The following is a 17,127-nucleotide window of genomic DNA, read 5'->3' as shown; positions in this document are numbered from 1 at the left end:
GGGGGATGTGAAGAGTTTTGAATCACGGAAAAGACGGAAGACACGGAAGGAAAGAGTAAAAAGACTGAACCGCGAATCAGGCGAATTCAGCGACTAGATGAATCGATAGTTGAGCCGATAAGCGATCTGGAAGTCTGAAATTCCCAGTCACGATTGTTTACTCCCCCATTCGCTCTATTCGCATTATTCGCGGTTCCTTTCCGTGCCTTCCGTCTTTTCCGTGGTTCCTCTGAATCCGGCCGGAAGCAGGCTCAGCACTCCTCGAAGACTGCCTTTGCAGCGTCGAGAGTGTTTTGCAGGTCTTGGTCGGTGTGCTCGACGCTGACAAAATTGGCTTCGAACTGGCTGCAGGGGAGGTAGATTCCCCGTTCGAGCATGCCGTGAAAGTATTTTGAGAATCGTGCGGTGTCATTCTTCGCCGAGACCGCGTAGCTCGTCACCGGTTCGGGATTGAAGAAGAGGGTGAACATGCTGCCAACCCGGCCGATCGTGTGTGGAAGTCCAGCGGCAGTCGCCAGCCGGCTGAGACCGTCGCACAGTCGCTGTGTGTAGGACTCCAGACGGGCGTAGGGATTGACCTCTTTCAAAGTCTTAAGTGTGGCGATTCCGCTGGCCATCGCGAGCGGGTTGCCGGAGAGAGTCCCCGCCTGATAGACAGGGCCGACAGGGGAAATCTTGTCCATGATCTCAGCCCGTCCGCCATAGGCCCCGACGGGTAAACCACCGCCGACGATCTTGCCCAGTGTCGTGAGATCGGGAGTGATGCCGAAACGCTCCTGTGCTCCCCCATACGCGAGGCGGAAGCCCGTCATCACTTCATCGAAGATGAGAACTGTGCCAAACCGTGTACACAGATCGCGACATGCTTCGAGAAACCCGGGAAGGGGCGCGACCGTCCCCATGTTGCCGACGACCGGTTCCAGGATGATGGCAGCAATGCGGTCCCCCTGTTGTTCAAAGGCGGCGGTGAGACCAGGAATGTCGTTGTATTCCAGAACGAGTGTGTCCTGGGTGCAGCCTTTGGGAATGCCGGGACTGGAAGGAGTTCCCAGCGTCAACGCTCCGCTGCCGGCCTGTACGAGCAGACTGTCGACGTGACCGTGATAGCAGCCGGCAAACTTGATGATGACGTCCCGACTCGTGTATCCCCGGGCGAGCCGGATGGCACTCATCGTCGCTTCCGTTCCGGAGTTCACCATGCGGACTTTTTCGATCGAAGGAACCGCTTCGACGATCAGTTCCGCGAGAACCGATTCAATTTCGGTGGGAGCGCCGAAGCTGGTGCCGGTTTCGAGGGCCTGCTGCAGGGCGGCAATCACCGCGGGATGACGATGCCCCAGAATGTGCGGTCCCCAGGAGCCGACATAGTCGAGGTAACGGTTGCCGTCGTTGTCGTACAGATACTGCTTGTCGCCCCGCGCGATGAAGACGGGAGTTCCCCCCACTCCGCCGAAGGCGCGGGCTGGGCTGTTGACTCCGCCGGGGATGACTGCCTGGGCGCGTCGAAATTCCTGAAGACTGTGTGTGTGGTTCAACATGGTGGGGCGAGCTCTTGTGGCGTGGGATCAATGATGTTCGTAGGGATAGGGCTTACTTCCGGTGTTCTTTCAAGACCATGTCGATACAGAAAACTGCTCCCATGATCAAAATCCGGATTGGATTGTCCGGGGGGACGATGTCGGAAATCTTGACGACGTAGTTGTCAGCACTGGTGAACAGCTCTTTGCCCAGTCCGGTCCATTTTTTGGTCACTTCCGCGAGTTCTTCGCCGGCGTGGGTGAATTTGAAGTTCCAGCCGGTCCAGCTGCCGTTGAGATCACACATCGGTTCGTCATTCTCGCCGAGAACCTGAAAGGCTCCGCCGATCGAGAAGAGCTTCTGTTTGAAGCCGCCGACCCGGTCGTCATCTTCGTCCATGACGTCCACTTTCGAAAGAAACAGGCACACTCCGCGCTGGATGCGGACAACCTGTTCTCCTTCAGGGGTCGTGACGTGAATGTCAAAGGGGGTGTTTCGTTTGAAGTCCGTGAAACGCAGGATCTTGGTGAGTGGTCCCAGATGCGGTTCCCGGCATTCCAGAATCATCTCTCCGGTCGCGGGATCGAAGATGTCATAGTTATTTGCCGCTTTGAAAAAACCGACATGTTCTTTCACCAGATACAGGTTGCGATTCAGAGCGGGATGCATGGCAGTCCGGAGAGAGGAGTTGAAGCGAAAACTGAAACTGAAGATCCGGGAAAAGACGGCTCCAATTTAGTGGTCTGCCTGCGGAACAGCAATTTCAGGCCGGGACTGGCACGGTGATTGGGCTCCGGGCGGACGAAATTCGATTCCGATTGAAGTCTGATTTTGCCACGTTGACGGCGTCAGGAACGGTTCAGACGGAGCGGCTTCGCCAAAATCCGGGGGCTTCTGGCAATGTCGTAGTTCCCCTGAGACTTTTTGCACTCTATAAACAACACTTCCAATCAATTGAGAATCTGCCCCTATTCCTTGTGATCGTCGGCAAAATGCGCATTTCCCGGAGCGGCCCCATGAAGTGGTCTTTGATCTGCAGCGGATTGATCCTTTGCTTCACGAGCACTGTTCAGGCTCAAGGTCTGATCTGGTCCCTCCCTAAGGACGGGGACTGGGTGCGATACGAGGGAACCTACACGCAGACCGTGAAACGCCCTGACTCCGCTCAGGAAGACCTCACCATGGAGTGGAGGCGGATTGTCACGCTCAAATCCGTGGGAACCGAAGAAGCGGAGTACAAAGGCAAAGAGCAGCCGTGCCGATGGCTCGAAATCAAATGCGAAACAGGCAAAGCGGCCGAGGCGGTTGTCGAGGCAGGTCCCGGGGGCGTGCGGATCTACAAGGTGCTTGTTCCGGAGTCGGCGATTCAGGGAAAAGTTCTGGAAACGGTCAAGGACAATCGTACCGTGCATGTCTCCTTCATCCCCATTGTGAAGGGGTTTCGCAAGATCGGCGACGGACCGGTCCAGCCGATCGAATCGGGAGTGCTCGAACTGTATCCGCTCGTGTCGCTGGTGCGTCATTCATTGGAAGTGACCGACTCCGAAGACGCCAAGCCGGAGCAGGTCCCCGCTGGCACATTTGACGTCACCCAACACACCGGGGAAACGACGATGGAAACTCCCTCCGAGCGCTCCACAAACACCTTCGAACTTGCCCGCTCCAGCGAGATTCCGTTTGGGGTCGTGAAGTGGATAGCCCGGTCGACCATCGAAAACAAGGCTTCGACGGAACCCCGTTCGGAGTTCGAGGAGACCTCGCAGATCAGTGAGAACATGGAGGCGGTCGCCACCGGGAATGACGCAGAAGCAGAGATTGCCGAGAAGTAGGTCGACGCAAGTCTCTGTTTTTGTTGAGGTTGAGTCGAAAATCATGGCCGCTGGACCGTACGCAATGGTTGTGTGATCCGGCGGTCGGTTCGTTTCTGAGGCACGGACTTCGTCGGCCGGGAATTCGGATTGTGACGACCAGCGAAATTGGGGTAATCTGCCCAGCGCTTGGGTGCCGATCTCACCTTTGAGTGGCCCGAAAGCGAAACTGGACTGAATATCAGCAACACAAGTTCGTGGTCGGGTCTGTTCTCTCGTCAACAGCCTCAGAGCTCTTTGGAGTTTCTGATGCACCGGCCGAGGCAAAGACACTTTATGTTACGTCGCCTCCTCCAAGTTCTGTTCTCCGTCGCCCTGCTGGGCAACGTCTCCGTGCAAGGAGCGGATGCCATCGCCCTGCCGGAAGATCCCAGCGTGCCTGTCGCGGAATTGTGGTATGTGCAGGATGGTCTTCTGGGACCTCCTGAAGTCGCCATCTTCGCGAACGGTCGAGTTCAAGTACGGGTTGGACAGGGGTCACTCTGGGGAGACCTGAGTCGCGAACAGCTGGAGTCGTTGATCAACTGCCTGCTGAAGCGAGACCATCTTTCTGAGCTGAATTCCGCAGAACTGGAAAACGCAATCAAAGCGGAATCAATCCGGACCGGCCTGAGTTCGGACATCCGCGGTGCTGCGGATACCATTATTCGTGTCCGCACAGCCAAAGCTGTTTATCGCGTGGATGGTCACGCGGTTGGGCTCCTCTGCACGCGGTTTCCGAACATTGAAGGCCTACAGGATCTCTACGCAGCTCAGCGACGGATGGAAAACATTCGCGCGGTGATCATGGTTGGAGGAGCTCCTGCTGCCGAACGACTGGCCCAGGTGGCTCAATCGAAGCTGCTGTCGGAATCGGGTGAACGGATCGCAGTTGGTTCGGAGAACCTGTCGTGCGTGCACTCCCTGACGGACGGAACACTCTGCTGTCAGTTCGTGGTCCCGTCGCAGGACTCCGTCGATGCACCTCCACGAATCATTTCGCTCTTCGAAAGTCCCGGAGAGGCGCCGCGGGTGAGTGTGCTGCCTGATGGATCGACTCTCCGATGAGCGGGGAGCCTGTGTCTGTCGATCCGCTCCATCGAAACTGGATCTGGCGCGGCTTCCAACTGCTGATGCAGAACCTGTTCGTATTCGTTTTTCGCTACCGGGTCCGGGGGAAAGATCTGCTTCCGGAAGGAGGGGCCCTGCTGCTGATCAACCACCAGAGTTTCATCGATCCTCTGGTGACCGCAGTCAGCTTCAAACGGCCGGTCAGCTACCTTGCACGGCACAATCTCTTTCACGTTCCCGTGATTGGCTGGATTCTGAGAAACACTTACGTCATGCCGATTCGCCGCGACGCCGCTGCGACCGAGAGCATTCGGCTGGCGGTTCAACGACTGCAGCAGGGCTACTACGTGGGCATCTTTCCGGAAGGAACACGCAGTCGCGACGGCCGTCTGCAGGAACTTAAGCCCGGCTTTCTGGCGATCATTCGACGGACGGAGGTCCCGATTGTTCCTGTCGGAATCGCCGGGGCGGGTGACGCGTACCCGCGCGGGTGTCTGATCCCGCGAGCCCGTAACGTCCGCGTGGTGATCGGTTCGCCCATCGGATCAGATGAAGTGCGTCGGCTGTCTCAACGCGGGCGTGAGGAAGAGTTCATTTCAGTCATTCGCCAGCGTCTGGAAGCAGCAATGGCCGAGGCGGATGCATGGGCCAATCAGGGCAAGTCCGAAGAGAGTGCCGATTTCCCGAGGCGATAAGCAAATCTCCCGGTTGACGTTCGGCGTCGCTTTTCTTGGAAACGACTTGTCACTCAGCCTTGGGTTCCGCTGGCTGCTGTTCCTCGGGAACAACTTGGGCGCTGGTGACGACAGTTTCAATGTAGGGTTGTTGCTTTTGATACAACTCCAGTCGTTCCTGTGTTTTCGCCTTTCCCGGATTGTCTCCCATCACGGTCAAAGCGAGACGGGCGGTTTCGATGGCTGCCGGAAACCGCTCCTGACTGGCGTAAGCTGCTGCGAGCGTATCCAGGTACTCACCGTTTTCGTTTTTGGTTTTCTGACAGACCTTCTCCGCAATCTCGACGGCGCGAGACGGATTTCGAAGTTCGCTGTCCGGGGTGGTAGCGAGCATCCAGGCCAGGTCATTGCCGATGGCACTGGAGTCCGGAGCCAGTTCGACGGCGGCTTCGTAGTCTTTCAGTGCTTCCTGCAGCTGACCCAGGTTTTTGCGGGCATATCCGCGATTTGCCAGTGCATCGGCCCGTTTCGGATCGATGTCGAGAGTCTTTGTATAAGCGTCAACAGCCTCTTCGTACCGACCAAGCATCCGCAAGGCGACACCCCGGGAATTCTGGGCGTCCGCTGACTGCGGGTCGACTTCGACACCTTTTTCAAAGTCCCGCAACGCCGCTGGGAATTGCCCTTGCTGAAGATGAATCTGGCCTCGCGCCAGAGAGGCACTCAGGTCATCCGGGTAGGTTTTGAGGATCTGGTTGTACTCCTCCAAAGCAGCCGGCAGTTCGCCCAGGCGTTCATAGCAGGTGGCGAGGTTCAGATGAATCGCCACGGCACTCTGGCCGAGATCGTAGGCCTTCTCAAAGTCTTGAGCGGCTTTCGCCCATTCCTCCTGGGCCATCAATGAAATCCCTCGGAGCTGGTAGGACCGGGGGGTCGGTTTCTCTGCAATTTCAGCGGTGAACTTCTTGTGGGCTTCCGGGAGAGAGACAAGATCTCGAACGTGAATCCAGCCTTTTTCGGCAGCGGAATATCGCCAGTTCCCATTGAGTTTGGTCATGGTCAGGGCGGAGCCCAGCGGGGCGGTCCCGATCTGCTTGTCCCCCGCCATGACCGGGGCTGCCTCTGCAGTCACGATGAAAATCTGAGCCGGGCTCAGAGACTGATCGGCTGCTTGAATTGCCGTCACGACTGCGAAATTCAGCAGGGTCATAACGGTACAGGCAGTGCAAACCCCCCAAGCTGAGTGAGGGCTACCTGCAGCAACTTGAGACAGTTTTCTCCACATGACCCATTTCTCCGAAAAATCGCAAACAGCGCCTTGCGAAGGTGTTTCGAGCTCGTATCTTATCCATAGTCCCTAAATTCTTTAATCATTCCTCGATTCTGCAAAAATTTTTCAAAACTCTTGGGCTCAACTCACTGACTTTGAGGGCAGCGGCCCCCTGTGAGAATTCTCAACACCTTTGGGAGGACATCTATGAAGCGATTCTTGTTGGTGCTGCCGGCTGTCGTCATGACGCTTGCAGCAAGCTGGTCAGAAGCCGGCGACTGCGGTTGGCATCGCCGCCACAACCGTCAGTGTTGTGCGGCACCGTGTGCGACTGAAAACCCAAGCTGTAACGCCTGCGGGACGGCTTGTGGAACTGCAGGTGGAGCGGCTTGTGCTGCAGCACCGGAAGTTCAGTATGTTGAAAAGACGGTTCTGTCTCGTGAGCTGGTCACTGAACCCAGGACGATCACCACCACTGAGTGGCAGGATCAGGAAAAGACCCGCACGTACAAGGTGAGCCGGCAGGTGCCCCGCCAGGAGACCCGCACCCGCACCGTGACTTACTACGAAAACGAAACTCGCACCAAGGAAGTGAACTACACCGAGTGCGAAACTGTGACTGAAGAGAAGACGGAAGAGTACACCGTTCAGGTTCCCAAGACGGAAACCAAAACCGGCAAGCGAACCGTCTGCGACACCGTCTGGGAAGATGTGACCAGCACCTACACCGTGCAGGTCCCAGCTGTGGAAGCCCGGACCGGCAAGCGCCTGGTGTGTGACACCGTCTGGGAAGACGTCACCAGCAAGTACACCGTGATGGTTCCGGCAACGGAAAGCAGAACGGGAACTCGCACGGTCGTCGACAACGTCTGGGAAGACGTCGAACAGACCTTCACCGTCCTGGTTCCTCATCAGGAAACCAAGACCGGCACACGCACTGTGTATGACACTGTCTGGGAAGACGTGACCCGGGAGTACACGGTTCAGGTTCCGCACCAGGAAGAACGCAAAGGGGTCCGCAAGGTCGCCAGCACCGTTCAGGAGCAGGTCGAAGAGTCCTACACCGTCCTGGTTCCCAAGACCGAAACCCGCACCGGCACCAAGAACGTCTGGGAAACCGCTCAGGAAACCCACACCCGCACGGTCTGCAAGGATCTGGGAGCGTGGACCACCGAGCAGGTTGTTGATCCCTGCAATCCCTGCTGCACTCGTTGCGTCCGCAAATGGGTTCCAAACGTTGTGACGGAAGAAGTTCCTTACACCGTCTGCAAGCCTGTCTGCCGTCAGGAGCAGTTCAGCTACGACGTGACCGTCTGCGTTCCGGAAACCCGCACCCGCCAGGTTCCCGTCTGCAAGACTGTCTGGAACGATGAAGAGTACACCTACTCGGTGACCGTCTGCACGCCGGAAACCCGCACTGCAACTCACAAGGTCTGCAAGCAGGTTCCCCGTCAGGAAGAGTTCTCTTACAACGTGACTGTCTGCAAGCCAGAGACCCGCACCCGCACGGTTAAGGTCTGCAAGCAGGTTCCTCGTACTGAAGAGTTCACCTACAACGTCACGGTTTGCCATCCGGAAGAACGGACCGCAACCCACAAAGTGGCCAAGCAGGTCTCTCGCGAAGAGGAATACACCTACAACGTCACCGTCTGCCATCCGGAAGAACGGACTGCAACTCACAAGGTGGCCAAGCAGGTTTCCCGTGAAGAAGAGTACACCTACGACGTGACCGTCTGCGTTCCGGAAACCCGGACGAAGACTTACACCGTCTCCAAGGTTGTCTCGGTTCCGAAGACCAAGACTGTGGAATACACCGTCTGCGTCCCGAAGACCCGTGAAGAATCCTACGAAGTGACCGTGTGCGACACCGTCACCGAAGACAAGACGGAAACCTATACCGTCAAAGTCCCGGTTCAGGTCGAAAAGCAGATTGAAGTTCAGGTCTGCAAACTGGTCGAAAAGACCGTGCAGGTTCCGGTAACTCCAGCCTGTGCACCCGCTGCCTGCAACACCTGCAAGTAGTCGTCATTTCTGATCACGATTGAATCGAGCCCTCTTCCTCACCGAAGAGGGCTCTTTTTTTATTCAATGACGCCCGTGCTGCCTAACACTTCATCCGGCGCAGCAACCCGAAAGTATCGGTATCCGCCGCCTCCATGCCATCCTGAAGACTGAGTCACGCCGGTTGGATCCTCACCGTCAATGACCCTCTTCAAGCGAGGGACGATGTGGGTCTGACACTGATCGCCCTTCTCGATCATGATCCAGCGTCGCCCCATTTTATGGGCAACGGCTCCTGTGGAACCCGATCCGGCAAACGCATCCAGTACCCAGTCCCCCGAGTCCGAGAAATGCCTGAGGATCAGACTGAGAAGTGCTTCCGGCTTTTTGCCGCTGCGGAATTCAACTCCCCCTTCATGTCGACAGTTTCCGAAACTTGCTGCCATGTCGTAGAAGTTTTCGATCGGCACGTTGGCGAATTCATTGGGATGCTCGAGCAGCGACAGGGGAACTCCCTGATAGTATTTTCCTTTGCTCGCGTTCGCCCGACGGGGGCCGGTGAAGTAGCGGTACTTGAACCGATCGTCTCCAATCCCGTCCACCTTGTAGAGAACTCCCAGTCCATCCTGAGCAGCACGACCAGCGAGGTGATCTCGGAAGAACCGGCCGGATGAATTGCCGTCCAGGATCGTGCCTGTCGCCCAGATCTCCTTCAGCCCGAACTCGTTTCCGACCCCTTCGATAATCTCGTATTCCCCGGGTTGAAAGAGGATTGTCTTCCGTCCACCGATCTCGACTTCCCTCCCCGGTCCAAGTTCCCGAACTGTGTATTTGAACTTCTCGAAAGAAACCGCTTTCTCATTCTGATTGGGAGTCGCTGAGGCCCCTTTGCGGTAGACAAGGACCTGTTCAATCTGTTTGTGAAACGCCATGTCCCGCTTCAGGGTTTTCTCTGCAAACCTGACCTGAACATACAGGGTGGTCAGATAGTGAGCCCGACCAAACACTTCGTCCAGCAGCACCTTGAGGTAGTGGCTTTCCGCGTCGTCAATGTGGCAGCAGAAGAATCCGTCGGGCCTGAGGAGCCGGTGGAGGACCTCAACACGTTCTCTCATCCAGGCCAGCCAGCGGGTGTGTTCAAGATCGTCGTTGTAGTACTCGAACGAACTTCCCGTGTTGTAGGGAGGATCGATGTAGACGCATTTGATCTTGCCGGCGAACTCGACCTCCAGCGACTGTAAAGCGGGAAGGTTGTCGCCGAAGATGAGACGGTTGTCGAAAAACTGGTTCCCGCTGGAGGAAGTCGTCGTCCGATACGCCTTGTCCTGGTCTACGATCAGCTGGCTCGAGTCCACTGGCGGCGCCATTTGAGCGTCCGCACGGTCCGGATCGAGTTTCGCAGTCGCGCTCATGCTTGCTTCTGTTTTCGGCCTCAGAACCTGTCTGCGGTGTTGATGAATTGACCGATTTGACCAGACGCTGCCGATTCCGTCGACCTCAGCTGGCGACAATTTCACCGCCCGTCTGCCAGCCAGCTTGCAATTTTGGTGCAGCTGAACTACTTTGCGGACTTCCATTTTTTCCCTGAAACCGGGGAAAACAGGGGAATTCTCGATGGTCACAACAACATTTTTGAAAGTGCAGGGAAATGGGAGTTAAGAAAACAGGCAAGGGTCGTCGTAAACTGGGTCGAAAAAAGCGACGTATGCGCGCCAAGATCCGGCATCGCAAGAGCTGATTTTGAAGTGACTGTCCGGGCAAACGCTCGACAGACTTCGAAAACCAGCCTCCTCCTGTTTTCGCGTAGGATCCCCATTTTCAGTCGGAATTGAGCCACACACTTCAAAGGTGTGGCTTCGCTTCCCGACGAGGTTGGCCTGTACGCGCTAAACGTCCATGCTCTGGGCAACTGCGGCTGACGCGACATTGCATCGCGTCAGCACTCAATCTTGCTCACGGACCCCACGCTCACGTCGCCGGTAGATCATGATTCGGGCCGCGTCGTCATCAAACGGCAACTGGCGGAGATCGAGTGTTTCTCCATCGTCCTCCAGGAAGAAGTCGCTTTCCTGATCAGGATAAAGAAGAACTAGGCCGCAGGGCGAGAATTCAGTCTCGAGGTATTCGTTCATCCACGAGACCAGCATCGGATCGGAATCCGGTCTCCCTAGCCATGATGACTGAATTGCAACCTGAACAGCAAATTCCGGGCGGGCAGCCGTTACTTCCTCGATCATCTGTGCCTGCATCGCGCCGCTGAGCGAGTGTCGTTCCATCAAAGGGTACATGTACACAAAGCCGCCGGCCAGAAGTCGCTGCGATTCGAAACAGAGTTGCGGCTCGGAACCGAAGATGACAACGCGGTCCTCCGGAGTCATCTGCTCTTTCAGGTAAGCTGAAAGAATGGGAGTCTCCACGAAGGGGTTGCCCCCATACATCGCTCGTGAGACGACGTTCATCGGCTGCTTGAGCATCAGGCCAGCCTGCAGACTGATCGGGATCAGAAGCGTCATCACCGTCACTCCGCCGGCGATCCATCTGCGGCTCGAATCTGGGGTGCGTTCACTCCAGACCTGCATGGCGCGAAGCCCAAAGCCGGCAAGAATCGCCACCCCCGGCATGATGAAAAGAAAATAGTGTGTCCGGAAGTAGAACCCCGGCAGGGTCGCTGCAATCCCCGAAAGCAACAGGCCCGCCCCGCATGCGATCGACCAGATTTCCTTTCTTCGAAGGATGGAAAACAGTCCTGCGACCGCCATCAAAAATACCGGCCACGTGATTTTCATGATGGGGGTGAAGTTGAAGATGAAGAATTTCCATGCCCGATCCAACGGAATCTGCGAGGTATATCCTTTCGTATATTCCATCGTCCACAACTGGAACTCCGGCCAGATCCCCAGTCGGTAGATCGCTGCAAACATGATCCCGAAGACGGTTAAAACGCCAGCAGAATAAATCGCAGCTTCGCGGACATGACGCAGAAATGCAGTGAGAGTTCGTGGCAGGGGAAGGCAGAACGGCAGCAGTCCGCCCCAGATGACGAACATCACGGAATGTTGTTTCATGGTCGGCCCCAGTCCCATCAGGCAACCGGCGAGAAACAGGCCTGCCCAGAGTCTGTGCTTCAGGCTGACCATTAACAGCCAGGCCCCATAAAGCGGAAAGACCAGAGCAAAGTGTTCCGCATTGGCAATGATTCCCTGGGTCACCGGGAGGACTGTCAGGACCAGATAGACCGCGGCGCTCCAGGCTGCGAATCGCCTTTCCATCAGCTCCCGGCCGATCAGGAAGACTGCCAGCGCGCTGGCGAGATTGATCACCAGAAGACCCTGCCTGATCGCCTCACGGGTTTCGCCCAGGACAGAAATGATGATCGAATACGCTGCATAGATCCCGGGCCATTTCATGCTGTGAAGATCGCGATACAGCAGGCCGCGTCCCTGCAACAGCTGTGCTCCGTACGCGTATTCCCCTTCATCCCGTTCGAGTGGAAGAGGAAGCATCCGCCACCGGACAAGCAGTGCCAGTCCCAGGATCAGGGCCAGCAGAATCCATTCGATCGGCCAGCGCCGGGACGCAGTGAGTGGCGCTTCCTCTGTGTCCTGAAACGTCGTTTCCGCTGTGATTTGAGAAGCATCTGCCCGCTTTGAAATCGACATCTCTTTTTCTCATGCGTTCAGGACATGAATGAAAAATTCGATCCCCGATAGCCCATGCGGGGAGGATGATGAAAAAGGGTGCCGATGGCAAGGTCGATTCAAACCCCGGACGCTTCACTTCAGGCGGAGCGGGTGTCGTGAGTATGACCGTCGTAAGAGATGACTGTTGGCTTGTCGTCAATGACTGTCGCGATGTGGACGGGACGCCCCCAGATCATCTGCAGGTTGGTCAGCGTCGCGTTGGCGTAGTCCCGCTTGAGTTCGACTCCCTGATAATCATGCTGCAGGTAGAGCTCGCCCCGGTTGGAATAATTTCCATCCTTCACGTAGATGAACGGTCGACCATGATTCGTCAGGCTGGTCAGCAGCTGTTTCTTGATGGCCCGGAACTCGCGCGAGGCCACTTCGTAGTTCCCGCTGCTCTCGTTGTATGCGAATGAAAACATCCGGTGCTTCCGACAGAAATCTTCGGTCAGGAACGCGTCGATGAACGTCAGGTCGTTGTGGATTCGTCGGACTTCGAAAATCTTCTCGCGTCCCAGTCCCAGCTGAAGATCCCAGGCGTTCCTCGCGTCGTCGCTTTCACACTCTTCCCATTCGGCACCGAAGCGGCCCTTGTTCCAGCGTTCTTCGATGTCTCTGAACAGCTCGATTCCGACTTTGTACGGGTTCAAACGCTGAGGACTCATGGCCATGGTGCCGGAATGATGGTCGGCATAGTCGACGACTTCGGAGTCGGTCAGTCCGTGGCGGGTCATGATGGTGGAATGCCAGTAACTGGCCCAGCCTTCATTCATGATTTTTGTCTGACCCTGGGGAGCGAAGTAATACGCTTCGTCCCGAATGATTGCCAGAATGTCATGCTGCCAGTCCCGCAGCGGAGCGTATTCAAGCAGGAAGAGCAGCACGTCGCGCTGCGGTTTTTCGGGAAAGGAACGGGCGGCCGCGCGGGCGTGATCGAGATCTTCACGGACCTTCCTTTCCCGCTCGAGAACGTCCGGCGGATTGATGTAAGGATCCATGTAATCTTTGGAAGAGAATCTCCCGGTTGCTCCTGAAGACCTTCGCGGATCGAGTTGTTCGGCGCGGTCTTCGGCCCGTTTGCTCTCTTCAGACCGGTCATCCTGTTCTGTCCGCTTGATGAAGGGGGAATGCGGATCGATCAGGTTTTCCAGCGACAGGCAGGCATCGATGAACCGTTCGACCGGTTCATACCCGACCCGGTCGATGTACCGGCTGACCCGCGCTGCATGATTGGCCATCTGATCGAGCATCTTGCGATTCGTTTTCGAGAACCAGGCGTTGTTCTTGAAGAAATCGCAATGGCCGTAGACATGTGCGATCACCAGTTTCTGGTCGGTGATCGCGTTGGCGGAGAGCAGGTACGCGTAACAGGGATCGGTGTTGATCACCATTTCGTAGATCTTGGAGAGACCGTACGAATAGCTTTTGAGCAGCTCGTCGTATTCGGCACCAAAACGCCAGTGGGAATACCGGAGAGGAAAACCTCCATAGGCGGCGAACATGCTCAACTCTTCATAGTCGAGCATCTCGAAGATGGTTTCGAAGAAGTCCAGTCCGTAAGATCTGGCGACTTCTTCCATCTGCAGCTGGATGTCGCGGATTTCCGGGGGCAATGCCCGATGAGTCGTAACCGGCATCATTACTCCAGACGGGGTCCTGTCGGAAGCAGGTTACGCTGGCGAAAGCCTGGAGTGCGATGGCCGGGCAGACTTGACGTCATCGCGAGCGTAACCGGCCATCCAAAGAACGAGTTAATCGCAAGGAATTCTACGGGAAGTCCTGCAGCGACAATAGAGGAGTTTTTTGCGGGACAGCAAATTTGCAGTGATCAAAGCCGTCTGCACGTCGCATCGCGGCGTGGTGGATGACTTGCGTCGTGCGTTCAATCGTCCCGGTTCCGGGAGCTTGGACAGTCAGGTCTACAGCTCGTTGTTACTGACGGTCCGAATCTGGAGTCCCGGGAAAGTCCCGTTTCGTTCTGCTGAATTGGAGCCTGGAACGTCGTCTGACAGGAGTGCCATTCCCGGCGACTCGCTGGAGAGTTCGGCCAGGTATTCATCACTCTGCAGCGGCGGGGACAACAGGCGGTCGAACTTCGATTCTGCTGCATCAGCAGGACGTCGAAGTGGAGCTGCGGCGAGAACCTGTTGGAAGCGCGGGTCCACCTGACGCAGGGCGATGTCTGGAAGATTGCTGACTTCGTCTCGAGTCACCCCGCACTCGACTGCGGTTTTCAGGCAGTCAATCGCCCGTTCGCGATACTGCGGATCAACTTTCGAGGCCAGCCAGTAGATATTGGAAGCCAGCAGGAGCGATTCCCGGTCAGTCGAGAGCTGATCGTTCGCCAGAATGGCGTCCGCCACTTCTGCGTGAGGCGGCTTCTGCAGTTGACGCGATAATTTGAACTCGACATTCGCCCTGTTGTACAGGACAGCGGGGGACTGGGGACCCACTTCGGATGCTTCCGCGAGAGTCTTTCGGGCCTCTTCCAGTTTGTTACCGCGAAGCTGGCAGAAGGCGAGATTGTTCAAGACATCGAGTCTGCGAATGCCGGCACGGTAGGCGGCTGTATACTCATGCTCGGCCAACTCGTGCTGCCGATCCCAGCGGCACAGGACGTATCCCAGAATCGCACTGAATTCAGGATTGTCGACTGAAGAGCGAATCTTTCGGAGTTCACCGTAAGCGACGTCCCAGTCCTTCAGCTGAATCAAGGAGCAGGCGCGGAGAATCTTGGCGTCGACACGCGCTGGGGCCGCTTCGACAATTCGTGAAAAATGGCGGAAGGCTGTCTGGGGAGAATCCCCGCGGGTCAGTGCATGCAGTCCCAGGTGATACCGCTCCTCAAGGGACGGAGCAGTGACTGCAACCCAGGTTGTGGCCGCCGCTGCTGCCAGTGTGGTCGCCAGGCCGACCCTCGTCAGAATCCGTCGAGTTCTGGAGACTGGTTTGGGGAGTCCGGACTGGGAGAGAGTCGAAAGCTTCGCCGCCAGTTCCCGGGCTGTCGGTCGATCTGCAGGATCCAGCGAGACGCACTGTTCCAGTAACGATGCAAATTCGCGGCCCAGACTCTTCCGGATCGACGGATCGAACTGGAATGCCGGTGTCCCGAGTTCGAGAGGATGGGGCATTCCCCCTTTCTTGATCGAACCCTGCGAGGCCAGTTTGAATGGAGGACGCCCCTGGACCAGCTCGATGAGTGTGGCTCCCAGGGAATAAACGTCGACGGTTCCGTCCAGGGACGCTGTTTCACCCAGAGATCGCAGTTGTTCCGGAGCCATATAGGCCAGCGTGCCCCCGGTGTAGGAGTGCTGCTGGCGCGAGACGGACAGGTTGAAATCCAGGATCAGCGGAGCCCCGTTCCGCTGCAGCAGGATGTTGGACGGTTTGATGTCGCAATGGCAGAAGCCGTTGGCGTGTGCATGAGCCAGACCTTCTGACAGTCTCGCTCCGATCCACGCCACTGTCTGTTTGAAAGGGAGACAAGGAGCCACCGAATCGACTTCGGGGATCTCTTCAATGTCTTCATTCAGCTTCTGCAGCAGGTCGGAATAGTTGAACGCCTTTGCCTGCTGACGATCCAGCGGGCGGGCATGGATCAGGTCCGTGAGAGTCGCCCGGCCGCAGAAGGGCATCGACAGCACGACCAGACCGGGAATCAGGTCGTCAAAGAGTCCCAGCGGGCTGACGATGCTGGGGTGCTGGAGCCGGCCGAGAGCTTCTACCTCGCGCACGGCAAAGCGGGTCACCTTCAAAGTGACAGCCCGTTCTGCCAGGGAAAGGTCTCTGGCCACATAGACGCGTGAGAAGGCCCCTTCGCCGATTTGCTTGATGAGTTCGAAATGTCCGAGCGGGCCGGGAACTGTCGGCCACTGCGGCTTCATCAGGCTGAGGAAGACATCGGGGGCCTGTTTGATCAGGTCGCCGACGTCAATCATGTGCAGAAGGCGTTCGCGGATTTCCGGAAAACGGTCCACGAATTGATCGAGATTGACCTGGATGCCGTTCTGGATCCGGCGCCAGTAATCTTCATATGCCAGATCCACCATGACGGACGGCATCGCCTGCAGTTCGCTGTGCGAACTGATCAGTGCGGCCGCATCAAAGGTCTGGCCTTCGGGAATGTGCTGCAGGAGTTCGGAGAGCAAAGACTCCGACTTCGTGCCGACAAACTGTGATTCGATGAGATGGTTCTTCATCCGCTGCTTCTGGCCCTCGCATTTTGAAGAATTCGATGCAGTGAGCGTAATGGGATACCGAGTTCTTCTGAGATTTCGTTAATCGTCGCCCCTTCTGCCCTTTTCTTGATGACCGCGGCAAATTTCTCCGGGACGGAGCCCGCGATTTTTTCGAGGACCTCCCGGGCGATCAGTTCTTCGGAAGGGGAAGGGGTTTTACGATCAGCCGGGAAATGCGGCAGGTTCTCACCCGCAGCATTTGCGGCCGCTTTCTCTCCACGTCGTTGCTGGGCGAAAAACCGTCGTCCGCGGTCAATGGTTTTGTGTGCCGCCATCTGGGCGAGGAAACCTCTCAGCTGTTCGGGCGACTCCATACAAAGATGTTTGTCACGCATGGCGAAAAAGGACTTCCACACCGACTGTGCAATATCATCTGAATCTGTGGTGCGGCGAAGCGACCGGGCCAGTGAACGTCGGATGCTGCGGTACACGCTGGGGGAAAATGAGTTCACAAGGTGTGCAATCGCCTCTTCTGAGCCAGCGCGCGCGTTGACCAGCAGAGATTCGAAGTGCGGTTCGCCTTGGGTTTCATCAGCCATGGCAATTTCCCTGAGCGTGAGATGGGATGCCTATAGCCAGATTGTTACGTATAACCCCAACCATTTTCCAGTCCAGTTACCCAACTTAACGGTGAGGGAACATCGAGTGGGGCAAGGACGATGAGGAGCGGTTTCCAAAAGTGAACATTGCCCGTTCTTGCGGTGGCGAGATCAGAACACTGACCCTTCCCGCTTGTGGACAATCTTCACCCTTTTTTGCCGGACCAATCGATCTGCCCATCGACACGCAAACGGCCGCTGGTTGAGTTTATGCCAGAATTTGCGA

The 17,127-nt window shown here is 56.7% G+C and carries 12 protein-coding genes; 4 read left to right on the top strand and 8 right to left on the bottom strand.

The annotated features are described in order from the left end of the window. Nucleotides 1–251 precede the first annotated feature (251 nt). Entirely contained in the window at nt 252–1,538 is a 1,287-nt protein-coding gene (gene hemL, locus SH661x_RS18075) for a glutamate-1-semialdehyde 2,1-aminomutase (protein ID WP_437224400.1), read from the bottom strand. A gap of 52 nt (nt 1,539–1,590) precedes the next feature. After that, a complete protein-coding gene (locus SH661x_RS18070; RefSeq protein WP_437224398.1) occupies nt 1,591–2,187 on the bottom strand; it encodes a phospholipid scramblase-related protein in 597 nt (198 codons plus the stop codon). Between the two features lie 347 nt (nt 2,188–2,534). Here SH661x_RS18070 and SH661x_RS18065 point away from each other — a divergent pair, with 347 nt between their 5' ends. The 3 genes from SH661x_RS18065 to SH661x_RS18055 all read left to right on the top strand — a co-directional run bounded on the left by SH661x_RS18065 (nt 2,535) and on the right by SH661x_RS18055 (nt 5,131). Next, the gene (locus tag SH661x_RS18065; protein WP_437224396.1) at nt 2,535–3,347 is read left to right on the top strand and encodes a hypothetical protein; all 813 of its coding nucleotides are present in this window, start codon (nt 2,535–2,537) and stop codon (nt 3,345–3,347) included. Nucleotides 3,348–3,662: 315 nt separating this feature from the next. Continuing rightward, nucleotides 3,663–4,433, top strand: a complete 771-nt coding sequence (locus tag SH661x_RS18060) for a hypothetical protein (RefSeq protein WP_437224393.1) — start codon at nt 3,663–3,665, stop codon at nt 4,431–4,433. Further along, the gene (locus tag SH661x_RS18055) at nt 4,430–5,131 is read left to right on the top strand and encodes a lysophospholipid acyltransferase family protein (RefSeq protein ID WP_437224391.1); all 702 of its coding nucleotides are present in this window, start codon (nt 4,430–4,432) and stop codon (nt 5,129–5,131) included. Before SH661x_RS18060 ends, SH661x_RS18055 begins: the two co-directional genes overlap by 4 nt. Nucleotides 5,132–5,180: 49 nt before the next feature. On the opposite strand, the gene SH661x_RS18050 is transcribed toward SH661x_RS18055, so the two are convergent. Next, a complete protein-coding gene (locus SH661x_RS18050) occupies nt 5,181–6,296 on the bottom strand; it encodes a tetratricopeptide repeat protein (RefSeq protein WP_437224389.1) in 1,116 nt (371 codons plus the stop codon). A gap of 291 nt (nt 6,297–6,587) precedes the next feature. Between SH661x_RS18050 and SH661x_RS18045 the strand changes: the two genes are divergently transcribed. Further along, the gene (locus SH661x_RS18045) at nt 6,588–8,402 is read left to right on the top strand and encodes a hypothetical protein (RefSeq protein ID WP_437224387.1); all 1,815 of its coding nucleotides are present in this window, start codon (nt 6,588–6,590) and stop codon (nt 8,400–8,402) included. Nucleotides 8,403–8,461: 59 nt separating this feature from the next. Here SH661x_RS18045 and SH661x_RS18040 read toward each other — a convergent pair whose 3' ends face one another. The 5 genes from SH661x_RS18040 to SH661x_RS18020 form a co-directional block, all read right to left on the bottom strand. Then, nucleotides 8,462–9,793, bottom strand: a complete 1,332-nt coding sequence (locus tag SH661x_RS18040; protein WP_437224385.1) for a site-specific DNA-methyltransferase — start codon at nt 9,791–9,793, stop codon at nt 8,462–8,464. Nucleotides 9,794–10,324: 531 nt separating this feature from the next. Further along, on the bottom strand, nt 10,325–12,040 hold the full coding sequence (locus tag SH661x_RS18035) for an ArnT family glycosyltransferase (protein ID WP_437224383.1): 1,716 nt from the start codon (nt 12,038–12,040) through the stop codon (nt 10,325–10,327). A gap of 119 nt (nt 12,041–12,159) precedes the next feature. After that, nucleotides 12,160–13,704: a SpoVR family protein gene (locus SH661x_RS18030; protein WP_437224380.1), complete on the bottom strand. Its 1,545-nt coding sequence runs from the start codon at nt 13,702–13,704 to the stop codon at nt 12,160–12,162. A gap of 279 nt (nt 13,705–13,983) precedes the next feature. Next, entirely contained in the window at nt 13,984–16,263 is a 2,280-nt protein-coding gene (locus SH661x_RS18025; protein ID WP_437224378.1) for a protein kinase domain-containing protein, read from the bottom strand. Next, entirely contained in the window at nt 16,260–16,841 is a 582-nt protein-coding gene (locus tag SH661x_RS18020; RefSeq protein WP_437224376.1) for an RNA polymerase sigma factor, read from the bottom strand. The genes SH661x_RS18025 and SH661x_RS18020 overlap by 4 nt, the downstream gene beginning before the upstream one ends. Nucleotides 16,842–17,127: the final 286 nt, after the last annotated feature.

This window comes from Planctomicrobium stercoris (assembly GCF_051465655.1).
Lineage (GTDB): Bacteria > Planctomycetota > Planctomycetia > Planctomycetales > Planctomycetaceae > Planctomicrobium.
This window is presented reverse-complemented; position numbering and strand designations above follow the sequence as displayed.